The 13,338-nt window shown below is 70.5% G+C and carries 10 protein-coding genes and 1 pseudogene; 4 read left to right on the top strand and 7 right to left on the bottom strand.

Annotated elements, in window-relative coordinates; all coding sequences use genetic code 11:
• The first annotated feature begins 252 nt into the window (after window positions 1-252).
• The gene (locus tag OG202_RS46605) at window positions 253-417 is read left to right on the top strand and encodes a hypothetical protein (protein WP_443052369.1); all 165 of its coding nucleotides are present in this window, start codon (window positions 253-255) and stop codon (window positions 415-417) included.
• Window positions 384-656, top strand: a pseudogene (locus OG202_RS30375) (SHOCT domain-containing protein); the annotation flags it as partial. The gene OG202_RS46605 and the pseudogene OG202_RS30375, both read left to right, overlap by 34 nt.
• Window positions 657-817: 161 nt before the next feature.
• On the opposite strand, the gene OG202_RS30370 reads toward OG202_RS30375, so the two are convergent.
• Window positions 818-1,612: a class II aldolase/adducin family protein gene (locus tag OG202_RS30370; RefSeq protein WP_326578468.1), complete on the bottom strand. Its 795-nt coding sequence runs from the start codon at window positions 1,610-1,612 to the stop codon at window positions 818-820.
• A 211-nt stretch (window positions 1,613-1,823) separates the two neighbouring features.
• Between OG202_RS30370 and OG202_RS30365 the strand changes: the two genes are divergently transcribed.
• Window positions 1,824-2,348, top strand: a complete 525-nt coding sequence (locus tag OG202_RS30365; protein ID WP_326578470.1) for a pyridoxamine 5'-phosphate oxidase family protein — start codon at window positions 1,824-1,826, stop codon at window positions 2,346-2,348.
• A 43-nt stretch (window positions 2,349-2,391) separates the two neighbouring features.
• Here the strand turns inward: OG202_RS30365 and guaA are convergent, their stop codons facing one another.
• Window positions 2,392-3,972 (bottom strand): glutamine-hydrolyzing GMP synthase, encoded by a 1,581-nt coding sequence (gene guaA, locus OG202_RS30360; RefSeq protein WP_326578472.1) that lies wholly within the window; start codon window positions 3,970-3,972, stop codon window positions 2,392-2,394.
• Window positions 3,973-4,320: 348 nt separating this feature from the next.
• Here guaA and OG202_RS30355 point away from each other — a divergent pair, with 348 nt between their 5' ends.
• Window positions 4,321-4,617 (top strand): chorismate mutase, encoded by a 297-nt coding sequence (locus tag OG202_RS30355; RefSeq protein WP_326578474.1) that lies wholly within the window; start codon window positions 4,321-4,323, stop codon window positions 4,615-4,617.
• A gap of 548 nt (window positions 4,618-5,165) precedes the next feature.
• Here OG202_RS30355 and OG202_RS30350 read toward each other — a convergent pair.
• From OG202_RS30350 to OG202_RS30330, 5 genes are all read right to left on the bottom strand, one after another.
• The gene (locus OG202_RS30350; RefSeq protein ID WP_327728134.1) at window positions 5,166-5,909 is read right to left on the bottom strand and encodes a hypothetical protein; all 744 of its coding nucleotides are present in this window, start codon (window positions 5,907-5,909) and stop codon (window positions 5,166-5,168) included.
• 261 nt (window positions 5,910-6,170) lie between these two features.
• Window positions 6,171-7,967, bottom strand: a complete 1,797-nt coding sequence (locus OG202_RS30345) for a GMC family oxidoreductase (protein WP_327728135.1) — start codon at window positions 7,965-7,967, stop codon at window positions 6,171-6,173.
• Window positions 7,968-8,076: 109 nt separating this feature from the next.
• Entirely contained in the window at window positions 8,077-9,708 is a 1,632-nt protein-coding gene (locus OG202_RS30340; RefSeq protein WP_327728136.1) for a succinic semialdehyde dehydrogenase, read from the bottom strand.
• A 350-nt stretch (window positions 9,709-10,058) separates the two neighbouring features.
• Complete coding sequence (locus OG202_RS30335) at window positions 10,059-11,855, bottom strand: serine/threonine-protein kinase (RefSeq protein ID WP_327728137.1); 1,797 nt, start codon at window positions 11,853-11,855, stop codon at window positions 10,059-10,061.
• A 60-nt stretch (window positions 11,856-11,915) separates the two neighbouring features.
• Window positions 11,916-13,307, bottom strand: a complete 1,392-nt coding sequence (locus tag OG202_RS30330; RefSeq protein WP_326578483.1) for a diacylglycerol/lipid kinase family protein — start codon at window positions 13,305-13,307, stop codon at window positions 11,916-11,918.
• Between the last annotated feature and the right edge of the window lie 31 nt (window positions 13,308-13,338).

Below are 13,338 nucleotides of genomic sequence, written 5' to 3'. Positions count from 1 at the left end.
GCTGTCGTCGACGGCTACTTCAGCGCCTTCGGCAGCGCCGTGATCGGCACCGCCGTGGACGCCCTCGCAAGTCGCCGGGGGTCGTATGTACGTCCGCTCACTACCACAGCCGTGCGGCCGTACAACTGCCCTGCGATGACAGCGAATTGTGCCGTACGGAACACGGTCCGCGTCCGGCAGGTCCACTCCGTGCAAGGGAAGCGTGGGGTGAAGTCCCGGTGCCCGTGTTGACCCGGCTGCGAGAATCTCCCCATGGCCGAGATCATCCAGCGGGACGGGTCCTGGGCCTTCGACGGCAGCACGGTCCGGATCACCCCGGGCCTGCACCGTTCCGTGGCGCTGTTCCGGCAGACGTACGGGGAGATCGCGGTGCCCCTGGAGGAGACCTGTGGGGCAGCACCCGCCGCGACCTCCTGACCGCCCTCGTCGCCACGGCGGTCACGGCGCGGCTTCCCCATCCGTCGACTCGGGCGACCGGCCATGCGGACCGGTCCCGGACGGCCGGGACCGTGCCCTCCACCGCCCCGCCGTCGGCCGCCGACCACCATGACATCCTCCTGCGCCGTCTCCGCGAGCTGGGCGACCTGCACCGCGACGGCGTCCTCACGGACGAGGAGTTCGCAGCGACGAAGGCAGCGGTGCTTCGCGACTTCTGAGTGACATCAGCGCCCCCGAAGGGGCACGGGAACCGCGCGACCAGCCACGACGAACTCGCGGCCGGCCAACGCCGGAACACACACCGAACACACGTCGAACACACGTCGAATGAGCGACGCCAAGAAGGAGACTCCGAGAAGGAGACTCCGAGGAGAAGCGCTCAGCTCAGCAGATCCGGCTCACTCCGGCTGATGTCCTGCCACAGCGGCTGATAGTTGATCCACGCCACCAGATCGCCGCCCGCCTGCTCCCGCGTCGCCACGGCCAGCCGGTGTTCGATCAACAGCGGCCGCCCCGCCGCCTTCGCGGTGAGCTGCACCTGAGCCGAGCGTTCCATCGACAGGAACCACCACGCCGCAGCGTCGACCGAGTCGCCGACCGTCAGGAGGCCGTGGTTGCGCAGCACCAGCGCCTTGCGGCTGCCGAGCACGCCGGCGATGCGGCGGCCCTCGTCCGCGTCCACCGCGACACCCGTGTAGTGGTCGTAGAGCGCCTGGTCCTCGTAGAACGCGCAGGACTCCTGGGTGATCGGGTCCAGCAGGTCGCCGAGCGCGGCCAGCGCGCGGCCGTGCACGGAGTGGCAGTGGGCGACCGCGACGACGTCGGGGCGGGCGGCGTGCACCTGGGCGTGGACGGTGAAGGCGGCCTGGTTCACGTGGTAGCGGCCCTCGATCACCTGGCCGTCCTGGTTGGCGAGGACCAGGTCACTCACCGTGACGTGCTGGAACGGCATCCCGAACGGGTTGACCCAGAAACAGTCGCTGAACTCCGGGTCGCGCGCGGTGATGTGCCCCGAGACGCCCTCCTCGAACCCCATTCGCCCGAAGATCCGCAGGGCCCCGGCCAGCCGTTCCTTGCGGTGCCGCCGCTCGTCCTCCGCCGACTCGTGCATCGGCGGCATGGCGAACCGGAGCTGGTCGGTGGGTAGGGGCAGGGGCGGTGTGGGCCCGTGCATGTGTCCTCCAGACTGACTTCCTTTACGAAGCGGAAGTTACCGTCGGTCCCCCACGCAGAACAGGTCCGTTCGGTGAAGAGAGTGCGCAACCGTTACGCAAGTCACAGAAGCACGCCAGGTCGCGCACCACTCACGCGGGTCGGGTCGTTCGTCGTACGTCGCTCGGGGTAACCGGACCGTGCTTGTCGGGTATCCGCGCGAGACTCGACGTATGCCGGAGAATCTTTCGAACTGGGGCGCGTTCGTCGCCGCCGAACCCGAGCTCGCACAGACTGTCGAGGCGCGCTTCGGCGCCTTCACCCATCACGTGCTCGCCACCCTCCGCAGGGACGGGTCCCCGCGGACGACCGGGCTGGAGGTCCGGTTCGCGAAGGGGGAGCTGTGGCTGGGGATGATGCCCGACTCGTTCAAGGCGCTCGATCTGCGCCGCGATCCCCGTTTCTCGCTGCAGGCCAACCCCGGCCCCGGCACGGGGATGGGCGGTGGTGACGTACGCGTGAGCGGCCGGGCGGTCGAGGTCGACGACCCGGCGGTGAAGGCCGCGTACGGCGCCGAGGGCGAGGAGAGCGGAGACGAGAGCGGCGGGAAGAGCGAAGAGGTGGAACCGCCGGAGCCGTTCCACCTCTTCCGCACCGAGCTGACGGAGGTCGTACGGACCTACGTCGAGGACGACAAGTATCTGGTCGTCCAGGTCTGGAAGCCCGGAGAGCCGGTGCGGGCTCTCAAACGGACCTGAGACTCAAGCCTGCGACTCCAGCGGACCTGAGACCAAGCGGGGTCTACTCCCACTCGATGGTGCCCGGCGGCTTCGACGTCACATCGAGGACCACGCGGTTGACGTCCGCGACCTCGTTGGTGATGCGGGTCGAGATCTTCGCGAGGACCTCGTACGGCAGCCGGGACCAGTCGGCGGTCATGGCGTCCTCGGAGGAGACGGGGCGCAGGACGATGGGGTGGCCGTAGGTGCGGCCGTCGCCCTGGACGCCGACGCTGCGGACGTCGGCGAGGAGGACCACCGGGCACTGCCAGATGTCCCGGTCGAGACCGGCGGCCGTCAGCTCCTCACGGGCGATGGCGTCGGCGTCGCGGAGCAGGTCGAGGCGGTCCTTGGTGACCTCACCGACGATCCGGATGCCGAGCCCGGGGCCCGGGAAGGGCTGGCGCTGGACGATCTCCTCCGGGAGCCCGAGCTCCTGGCCGACCATCCGGACCTCGTCCTTGAAGAGCTTGCGGAGCGGCTCGATCAGCTTGAATTCGAGGTCTTCCGGCAGGCCGCCCACGTTGTGGTGGGACTTGATGTTGGCCGTGCCGGTGCCGCCGCCGGACTCGACGACGTCCGGGTAGAGGGTGCCCTGGACGAGGAACGCGACCTCGGGGCCCTCGTCGGCGATGATCTCCGCCTGGGCCTGCTCGAACACGCGGATGAACTCGCGGCCGATGATCTTCCGCTTCTGCTCGGGGTCGGAGACCCCGGCCAGCGCCTTCAGGAACCGCTCCTCCGCGTCCACGACCTTCAGCTGTACGCCGGTCGCGGCGACGAAGTCCTTCTCGACCTGCTCGGTCTCGTTCTTGCGCATCAGGCCGTGGTCGACGTACACGCAGGTCAGCTGGGAGCCGATGGCCTTCTGCACGAGGGCCGCGGCGACCGCGGAGTCCACGCCGCCGGAGAGGCCGCAGATCGCGCGCTTGTCGCCGACCAGCTCGCGGATGGCCTCGACCTGCTCCTCGATGACGTTGCCCGTGGTCCAGCTCGGGGTGATGCCCGCGCCCCGGTAGAGGAAGTGCTCCAGGACCTGCTGGCCGTGCGTGGAGTGCATGACCTCCGGGTGGTACTGGACGCCGTACAGCTTCTTCTCGTCGTTCTCGAAGGCGGCGACCGGTACGACGTCGGTGGAGCCCGTGACGGTGAAGCCCTCGGGGGCGGCGGAGCAGGCGTCGCCGTGGGACATCCAGACCGACTGCTCGTCGGGGGTGCCCTCGAAGAGGGTGCTGCCGGGCTTGGAGACATGCAGGGGCGTACGGCCGTACTCGCGCGCACCCGTGTTGTCGACGGTGCCGCCGAGGGTGGTGGCCATCAGCTGGAAGCCGTAGCACATGCCGAAGACGGGGACGCCGGCCTCGAAGAGCGCGCGGTCGAGACGGGGGGCGCCCTCGGCGTAGACCGAGGAGGGGCCGCCGGAGAGGATGATCGCCGCCGGGTTCTTGGCGAGCATCTCGGCGACCGGCATGGTGCTCGGCACGATCTCGCTGTACACCCGGGCCTCGCGGACCCGTCGGGCGATGAGCTGGGCGTACTGGGCGCCGAAGTCGACGACCAGGACGGTGTCGGGAGCGGCGGCAGCGGGGTTCGCTGATGACACGGGGTGCCTTCCGGCGGTGGGGCGGGGGTCTGTGTGGCCGAGTCTACCGGGGTGCGCTCTCGCGGAGTGGGCCACTGGAGGCTCCGCCCCCAGACCCCCGATGTCGGTTGGAGGGAACGGCACGAAAAGGCGCCCCCGCTCAGGCATGGCATACTGACCCCCATGCTCACGCACCCGACCTTCGTCTTTACCTATGGCAACCGGCCCACCGGCTGCCATGGTCGTGCTGCTTGAGCCACTGACAAGCGACTTCCCCAGGCGCCCCGGGCCGACAAGGTCCGGGGCGTCTGGCGTTTTCCGGGTCTTGCCGCTCCGGGGTCTCTTTCGACTTCCGACGAGGAGCCCTCTATGACCGCCATCGACATGACCGCCATCGACGTGACCGGTGCCCGTACGTCCGAGGCCGCCGACGTGATCACCGGTGCCCGTGAGCGCATCGACGCGCTGGACGACCGGATCATCGGCCTGATCCAGGAACGGGTGGCGGTCTCCGCCGTGGTCCAGGAGGCGCGGATGGAGTCCGGCGGCCGGCGCGTGAACCTGTCGCGCGAGATGGAGATCCTCGCCCACTACAGGGACGCCCTCGGCAAGCCCGGCACCGCGCTCGCCATGACCCTGCTGGAGCTGTGCCGGGGGCGCATCTGACCGGTGCACGTAAGTACGCCTGCCCTCTCACCCGTACGGCGCGTGACCGTCGCGCGACACGCTTCGTTGGTGTCGGTGTCCGCGCCAGCCAGGTGCGGGCCCGAAAGAACCACGCGTGGCTCCGCTGGAGCGATGAGGCGTACGGATCGTGCCGTGCGCCGTGGGACCTCGCTCCAGGTTGGTGACCGGACGGCAGGGGACAGCAGCCCGGTCACTCAAGAGAACGGTCGGCTCCGGGGACGCCCGGGGCCGGCCGGCGGAATCTGTTCAAGGGTGGCCGGAACGGTGGCGGAGGCCGTTGCCCACCCTCACGAAGCGGAACAGACCGCCACCAACCGCCCAGGGTCGGCAGCTCTCGACCCCAGTGCACGCCCCCTCGTGCGCCGACCCCAGATCCACGTTCCTCCGAGAGATCCACGTTCCTCCGAGCCGGCGGCGCACTCCCCCGGGCGCCGCTTCGAGGCACCGGCGCTGCCCTGACGTCGGTGCTGACGCAGAGGGGCCCCGCGACATCCGTCTCGCGGGGCCCTTCGTCACGTCGAGTCCGCTCAGCCGGCGGCCTTCTCCAGCTTCGCGACCTGCGCGTCCAGGATCTCGTCCGGCACCTCGGCCTTGTCCGCGTCGAGCATGTTCATCGAGTAGAACCCGATGAGCGTCGAGCCGCTGCGCACCACCGTGAAGGACATCGGGATCTTCGCCCCCTCGATGTCGCCCTTCAGCTTGTACGCGACGGCCTCGTCGCCCTGCTCGGGCGCGGCGAGGGTCTCGATGTCGGTGTACTTGTTGCCGACGTGCTCGTACCCGGTGCAGCTCTCCGTCGCCTTGCGCAGGTCCGCCATCACCTTCTCGGCATCGCTCTGCTCGTGCGCGGCGAGGGCGAGGGAGATGACGCTCGCGGAGAGTTCGTCCTCCGAGGTGACGGTGCGTCCGGTGCGGGCCTTCGCCTGCGGGTCGGAGGTGAAGAAGAACATGTTCGCGAGGGGCTGGCAGGCGGCCGGCTGCGCGGGGACGGTCTCGGCGGGCATGTCCTCCGCGGGCAGGTCGGCGATCTTGTAGCCCTTGACGTCACCCTTCGCGAGGGCGGCTTCCTTCAGCTGGGCCTCGGTCAGCGCGGTCTTCCCGGCCGCGTCCTGATCGTTCTTCGCGTCCCCGTCGGCCGAGGCGCTGCCGGCGACCGACGGCTTCGTCTCCGCGTCCTTGCCCTCGTCGCCGCCCCCACCGCACGCCGCGGTGAATCCCAGCGTGGCCACGACCGAGACGGCCACCGCCGCCCGCGACATCTTCGACTTCATGTCCCCCACCCTCACGACGTTCACTTCATGCCTCACAGGAGCCCCATAGGCCCCACCGAACACGTATGTGACCGCGCGGCACACCCGTTCGTTGTGCCACCCCCGCCACATTTACATGTGACTCACGTCACACAAAAAAACTGTCATCGCAAGGGCAACCCTTCACCCCACTCGCCGGTCACACCTGGCACACGAGAGAAGGACCCGCGCTCGGAGGGGGGTGCGGGTCCTTCTCCGCTGTCATGGTGGTGACGGCCACCGCTACTGGGGTTGCTGTGACGGTCGCGGCGGGACCGTCGGCACCGGTACCAGCGGCAGCCGCAGCGCGCCGAAGGCGTCCGCCGGGACCGCCGGGTGCAGGGGCTCCACCGGGCGGAGGCGTTCGTAGGCCGCGCCGGGGGCCGGGCGGTGGTCGGGCTCGCCGTTGTTGGGCCAGTACGACATCGCGCGCTCGGCCTGGGCCGTGATGGTCAGGGACGGGTTCACGCCCAGGTTCGCGGAGACGGCGGCGCCGTCGACGACGGAGATCCCGGGGTGGCCGTACAGCCGGTGGTACGGGTCGATGACGCCGTCGGCCGCCGTGGCGCCGATGGGGCAGCCGCCGAGGAAGTGCGCGGTGAGCGGGGTGCCCATCAGCTCGCCCACGTTGCTGCCGGCGAAGCCGTTGATCTCGGCGGCGATGGTGGAGGCGGCCGTCGAAGCGGCCTCGATCTGCTTGGGATTGGGCGCGCCGTGGCCCTGACGTGCCGTCAACAGGCCCTTGCCCGGGCCCTTCGTCTTCAGGTGCGTCGACAGGGAGTTGTCCAGGGACTGCATCACCAGGCCGATGATGGTCCGCTCCGACCAGCGGCGGTTGGAGAGGGAACGGGCCATCTGCAGGGGGTGCTTGGCGGCGTACGCCAGCCAGCCGAGGATGCGCGAGGCGTCCGACGCGGTGCCGCCCGCGTACGGGACCTGGAGGATCGACAGGCCGCCCATCGCGTTGGAGCCCCTGCCGTAGCGGACCGGCTCGATGTGGGTGTTCTCGTCCGGGTGGATGGAGGAGGTGATCGCCACGCCCCGGGTGAAGTCGACCTCGGGCACACCGTGCGCCTTGCGGTAGCGGCGGTTGTCGGTCTGGGCGCCGACCAGGGCCTCCGAGTTGGTCCGGGTCAGCATGCCCAACCGGTCCGAGATGTGCGGCAGTTGCCCGTTGGACTTCATACGGTGCAGCAGTGTCTGGGTGCCGTAGGTGCCGGCCGCGAGGACGACCCGGCGGGCCTTCAGCACCCGGGACTCACCCTTGCGGCGCTCGTCGGTCGGGAGGGTCGTGACGGCGTAGCCGCCCTGCGAGTCCTCGGTGAGGGCGACGACCGTGGTCATCGGGTGGACGACCGCGCCCGCCTTCTCGGCGAGGTAGAGGTAGTTCTCGTTGAGGGTGTTCTTCGCGCCGTGGCGGCAGCCGGTCATGCACTCGCCGCACTCGGTGCAGGCGTTGCGGGCGGGGCCCGCGCCGCCGAAGTAGGGGTCCGCCGCCTGTTCGCCGGGGGCGGCCTTCGCCTTGCCGTCGGCGTCCTCGCCGTCGCCGAAGAAGACGCCGACCGGGGCGAGGTGGAAGCTGTCGCCGACGCCCATCCGCTCGGCGGCGGCCTTCAGATGCACGTCCGACGGGGTCATCGTCGGGTTGAGCCGTACGCCGAGCATGCGACGGGCCTGGTCGTAGTACGGCTTCAGCTCCTCCTGCCAGTCGGTGATGTCCTTCCACTGCGGGTCCTCGAAGAACGGTTGCGGCGGTACGTAGAGGGTGTTGGCGTAGTTGAGGGAGCCGCCGCCCACCCCGGCTCCGGCCAGCACCATGACGTTGCCCAGCAGGTGGATGCGCTGGATGCCGTAGAGCCCGAGTCCGGGCGCCCACAGGTAGTTCTTGAGGTCCCAGGAGTTCTTGGGGAGGGTGGCGCGGGTGAAGCGGCGGCCCGCTTCGAGGACGCCGACCCGGTAGCCCTTCTCCGTGAGACGGAGGGCGGTCACCGAACCGCCGAAGCCGGAGCCGACGACGATGACGTCGTAGTCGTACGACACTTGTTCTCCTCGTTGAGAACGGTCCTTGTCTGCGGGCCGTATGTGGTTGCTCGCGCTCAGGCGGCGGAGCCGCATATCGATACAGCCCCGCGCCCCTGAAAGACCTGGCCTAACGCAGCCGGAGTGCCTTCATCGCCCTCAGGCTGCGGCTCATGAACTGGGCGTACTTCTCGTCGTCCATCCCCAGGGACGGGGCCATGGGCAGCAGGCGCTGCTGGGCGACCGTCTGGGCCTCGGTGTACTTGAGGATGCCCTCGGAGCCGTGGCGGCGGCCGAGGCCGGAGTCCTTCATGCCACCCATGGGGGACTGGACGCTGCCGTAGGCGGAGGCGTAGCCCTCGTTGACGTTGACCGTGCCGGCGCGCACACGGGAGGCGACCTCGCGGCCGCGGCGGCCGTCCTTGGTCCAGACGGAGGCGTTGAGGCCGTACGCGGTGGAGTTGGCCTCCGCGATGGCCGCGTCCTCGTCCTTGAAGCGGTAGATGGAGACGACCGGGCCGAAGGTCTCCTCCGTGCAGACGGACATGGGCTCCGAGACGCCGTCGAGGATGGTCGGCTCGTAGAAGTAGGGGCCGATGTCGGGGCGGGCCACGCCGCCCGCGACGACCTTCGCGCCCTTCGCCACGGCCTCGTCGACATGGCGGGTGACGGTCTCCAGCTGGCGTTCGCCGACGAGGGAGCCCATCTCGGCGCCGTACGCGAGGGACTTGCCGAGGCGCATGGCCTTGGTGCGGGCGGCGAAGCGCTCCAGGAAGGCGTCGGCGACGGACTCGTGGACGTACAACCGCTCGATGGATATGCAGAGCTGGCCGGCGGAGGAGAAGCAGGCGCGGACGGCGCCCGCCGCCGCCTTCTCTATGTCGGCGTCCTGAAGGACCAGCATCGCGTTCTTGCCGCCGAGTTCGAGGGAGACGCCGACGAGACGGGCGGCGGCGCCCTGGGCGACCTCGCGGCCGGTACGGGTGGAGCCGGTGAAGGAGACGTAGTCGGCGTGCCTGACGACCTCGGGGCCGATGACGGGGCCCTCACCGAGGACGACCTGGAAGACCTCGGCGGGCAGACCGGCCTCGATGAGCAGGTCGCGGGCCCACAGGGCGGTCAGGCAGGTCTCCGTGTCGGGCTTCATCACGACGGCGTTGCCCGCGACGAAGGCGGGGATCGCGTCGCCGACCGAGAGTTCGAGCGGGTAGTTCCAGGGGGCGATCTGGCCGATCACACCGCGCGGGTGGCGGAGTTCGGTGACCTTGGTGAGGGTCGGTACGGCGCCGGTGTGCCGCTTCGGCTTCAGATAGAACGGGGCCTTGCGGCCGTAGTGGCGGGCGGCGACCGCGACGGCCTGGACCTCCTCGTGGGCGTGCAGACGGGCTTTGCCGGTCTCCAGCTGGATGAGGTCGAGCACCTCGGCCTGGCGCTCCAGCACCAGATCGTGGAAGCGGAGGAGTACGGCGGCGCGCTCGCGCACGGGCCGCTGGGCCCAGACGGCCTGGGCGGCACGGGCCCGCTCGTAGGCCTTCTCCACATCCTCGGGTGTGGACTCCGGCAGGTCGGCCAGCTTCTCGCCGGTGAACGGCGTGTGGTTGGCGGTCCGGCCGGAGCCGACCACGCCCTTGGTGAGCTGGGCGACCAGTTCGGGGGTGACCACGTCGGCTGCGGTACGGGCGCTCTGCGGTGCTGCCGCGAGGGGGTTGGTGCCGGTCGTCCGTGCCGTGCCGGTCTTTTCGGGGGCCTGCGAGTCCGTCATGACGCGCAGGGTATTCCGGACCGGACGACTTTGGGTACCCGGCGGTAACAGGGATTCACCGGGCGCACACACCACGCCAGTGATCGCTGGCAACGAACTCGCTGATCAGCGAGGCGGCCGGTGCGGTGCGGCCGCGAATGCGGCGTCGATCACCCCGTTTCGAATCCACGGCCGCGCCACTGCTCTTCGAATCCACGGCCGCGCCTGCGCTCTTCACATCACGGCCACACCTCTACCCTTCGCGTCACGGCCACACTTCTGCTCTCGGCATCACGGCCACGCACCTTTTGCCGGAATCACGGCCGCGCACCTGTTCTCCGATCGTCAGCCGCTCGGCTGTTCCCCGATCGTCAGCCGCTCGGCTGCTCTCCGATCGTGAGCCGGTCCCGCGCGCCCTTGAACACCGCCGTGCCCTTCTTCTCGTCCGCCGTTCCCTTCGGCATGTCCACGCGCAGTTCGTACATCCGGTCGTCGTCGGTGCGCATGATCAGTTCCATGACCCGGGTGGGTGTGCCGTCCTGGTAGTGGGTGGTGTCGGCGAGGACGGCCTCCTGGTCGTGAAAGCTCGTGGTGGTGTAGTTGGCGGTCGACTTCACGTCTCCCGCCACGATGTCCGTGGAGTCCTTGGCCTGTTCCATGGGCGAGGCGGGCGCCTTGTCCCACTGCGTCAGCCGCACCCGGATGACCTCCTCGCCGTCATAGGTGACCGTGCGGGGCTGATCGTCCTCGCCGCCCTCCGCGCGGAGCCTTTCGTACGGGCTCGGGAGGGACAGGACGGCGTTCATGCCTTTCTCGCGGTGGGCGACCCAGGCGGTACCGGCCGTGACGCCGGGACCGGGGGACGCGACACGGGCGTCCACCCACCCGACGCTGGGCTCGGGGACCTCGGTGATGTCATCGCCCGTGTCGAGAGCGGCCCCGGCCCAGACTCCCCCACCGGCCAGCAGGATCCCGGTGGTGGCGGCGACGAGCCGACCGGCACGCCGCCTGCCCGGCGGCCGCGCGGCCCCGGATCGTACGACCACGGTTTCGCGCACGCCTGCCGGCCCGTCCTCCGGGGTGCCCTCCGCGCGTGCCTCTTCCTGGACGTCTTCCTGTACCTCTTCCCGTACGTCTTCCTCCCGGGTGCGTTCCTCTCGTACGTCCTCCCTCGCCCCCTCGCGTACGGCGGCACCGTCCGGCTTACCGCCGAGCCGTACCGTCCCCACGTCTTCGCCCAACTGCCGCAGGTCGGACGGCGTCTGAGTGTCCGGTGCCCGCTCCTCCGCAACGTCCTCCAGGATCCTGGCGGTCTCCTGGGCGTCCGGGCGCTCCGCCGGGTCCTTGGCCAACAGCCGTACGACCAGGGGGCCGAGGGGGCCCGCCCGCTCGGGCTCGGGGGGCTCGGTGGACAGGATCGCGGCGAGGGTGGACTCCAGGGTCGTACGGCGGAAGGGGGACCAGCCCTCGACCGCGGCGTACAGGAGGACGCCGAGCGACCACAGGTCGGAGGGCGGGCCGGCGGCGCCGGGGCCGGACATGCGCTCGGGGGCGACGAATTCGAGCGATCCGACGAACTCCCCTGTCATGGTGAGCGATTCCTCGCCCTGGACGTGGGCGATCCCGAAGTCGGTGAGGACGACCTGGCCGTGCGGCCCGAGGAGGACGTTGGCGGGCTTGACGTCCCGGTGCACGATGCCGACTCCGTGCGCGGTGTGCAGCGCGCCGACGACGGCGAGGCCGATGCGGGCGGACTCGGCGGGGGTGAGGGCGCCGCGCTTGAGCACCTCGTGGAGGGACTCCCCGCGGACCAGTTCCATGACGATCCACGGGAGTCCGTCCTCGACCACGACGTCGTGGATGGTGACGGCGGACGGGTGGTCGACGCGGGCGGCGGCGCGGGCCTCGCGGTGGAGCCGGTTGGCGGCCCGTTGGCGCGCCTCGTTCTCCGGGCCGTCCGGGTCGTCGGTGTCACCGGGCAACTTGGGCTGTTTGACGGCGACTTCACGGTCGACGAGTTCGTCGACCGCCTTCCACACGGTGCCCATGCCGCCGGATCCGACGCGTTCCGTGAGGCGGTACCGGCCACCGATCAGGCGACCGGCGGCCTGGGACGTCCTGCCTCTGTACCGGGGTTCGTCGTGCGGATGTCCGCCGTCGTCGCTCATGCCACATCAGTACCGTGCGGGGGCGGAGCTTGTCGATGTACCGCCCAGTAGACCGCAGGGCTAGCGCCGCCGGTGCCACAACTCCTGTGCCCACCCGTACCGTTCGCGGTGTTTGGGCAGCGCCGTGCGGCCGACGGCGGCGGCGAGCTTGCGCAGCCGGCGCCAGTCCAGGGGCGGCTTGGGCTCGGGGACGCCGGGGCGGTCGCGGGGCACGCGGACGCGCAGGGCCTTCGGCGAGACCCGGCAGTGCACGGGGGTGGGCAGGAGGAGGGCCTCGCCGTCGACGCCGACCTCGATCTCGGGCCGGTCGGCCTCGACGACGATCTCGTCGGCGACGAGGAGGCTGAGGCCGGGGGCGTTCGGGCCGAGGACCATTCCGGCGGCCTCGGCGGCGCTGTCGACGCGGACGCCGACGACGCCCAGCACTCCGGCGTCCAGCCGTTCGCGGCGGCCGAGGCCGACGAGGTCGTCGCTGCGGTAGACGTTGTTGCTGACGAGGACGGCCTGGGGCGCGTCGATGACGGCGTCCCCGATGCGGGCGGTGAGCCGCGGTCCCCGCTGGTGCGTGAGCAGTTCGGGCAGCAGTTCCAGGGTGGTGCGGACCTTGTCGTCGCGGTAGGCGGGGCTCTGCACGACGGCGGCGTACGCGCCGAAGGAGGCGTTGTTGACGAAGGGGTGGCCGCTGGCGTAGCCGAGGTCGACGTGGAGTTCGACACCCTTGTCGGTGAGGGCGTCGAGGCAGGCGGCGGGATTGTCGCGGTCGAGGCCGAGGTCCATGGCGAAGTGGTTGCGGGTGCCGGCGGAGATGACGAGGAGGGGGACGTCGTACGCCGCCGCGATGGCGGCGACCTGGGCCTGGGTGCCGTCGCCGCCGGCGACGCCGAGGAGGTCGGCGCCGTTCCTGACGGCGTCGCGGGCCAGTACGGCGACGTCCTCGTGGTGTGCGGGATCGAGCAGATGGACCGTGGCGCCGAGCCGCTCGGCCCGCTCCTTCAGCCGGAACCGCTCGACCTTTCCGCCCCCGGACCTGGGGTTCATGATGAGGAAGGGGCGGGCGGGGGCGGGGGTGCGGTGCTCGGGTACGTGCACCTGGTGGGACTTGGTGCTGCTGAGGGCGAACTTGCCGGACCAGACGGCGACGGCCCACAGTGCGGCGGAGACGATCACGACCCACAGCAGGTTGACGACGGCGAACCACCAGATGACGCCGACCGGCGCGGCCACGGCCAGCGCGCCCGCCGCGATCCGGGCGGCGCCGCGGTGGATCAGCACCCACCACAGGGAGGCCACGGTGAGACCGGCGCCGAGCAGGACGCCCGCGACGAGCAGGAGGCTCGCCTCGCGTGCGTAACCGAGGGGCAGCAGTACGGCGAGTGCCGCGCAGCCGAGTGCGGCCCTGGCCGCCCAGCGCTGTCTCGCATGAGCCCGCACGTCCAGGTGTTCGATGCCCACGCTCGCTCGCCCTCCGCGCCGATCATGCACT

This window comes from Streptomyces sp. NBC_00310 (genome assembly GCF_036208085.1).
Classification (GTDB): Bacteria; Actinomycetota; Actinomycetes; order Streptomycetales; family Streptomycetaceae; genus Streptomyces.
The sequence above is the reverse complement of the archived record's forward strand: the minus strand, read 5'-3'. Positions and strand labels throughout refer to the sequence as shown.

Excerpts from the sequence above, each read along its gene's own strand:
- OG202_RS46605 (WP_443052369.1), top strand. The coding sequence starts at position 253 with ATGGCCGAGATCATCCAGCGGGACGGGTCCTGGGCCTTCGACGGCAGC.
- OG202_RS30370 (WP_326578468.1), bottom strand. The coding sequence starts at position 1,612 with ATGCACGGGCCCACACCGCCCCTGCCCCTACCCACCGACCAGCTCCGG.
- OG202_RS30365 (WP_326578470.1), top strand. The coding sequence starts at position 1,824 with ATGCCGGAGAATCTTTCGAACTGGGGCGCGTTCGTCGCCGCCGAACCC.
- OG202_RS30355 (WP_326578474.1), top strand. The coding sequence starts at position 4,321 with ATGACCGCCATCGACATGACCGCCATCGACGTGACCGGTGCCCGTACG.
- OG202_RS30350 (WP_327728134.1), bottom strand. The coding sequence starts at position 5,909 with ATGAAGTCGAAGATGTCGCGGGCGGCGGTGGCCGTCTCGGTCGTGGCC.
- OG202_RS30340 (WP_327728136.1), bottom strand. The coding sequence starts at position 9,708 with ATGACGGACTCGCAGGCCCCCGAAAAGACCGGCACGGCACGGACGACC.
- OG202_RS30335 (WP_327728137.1), bottom strand. The coding sequence starts at position 11,855 with ATGAGCGACGACGGCGGACATCCGCACGACGAACCCCGGTACAGAGGC.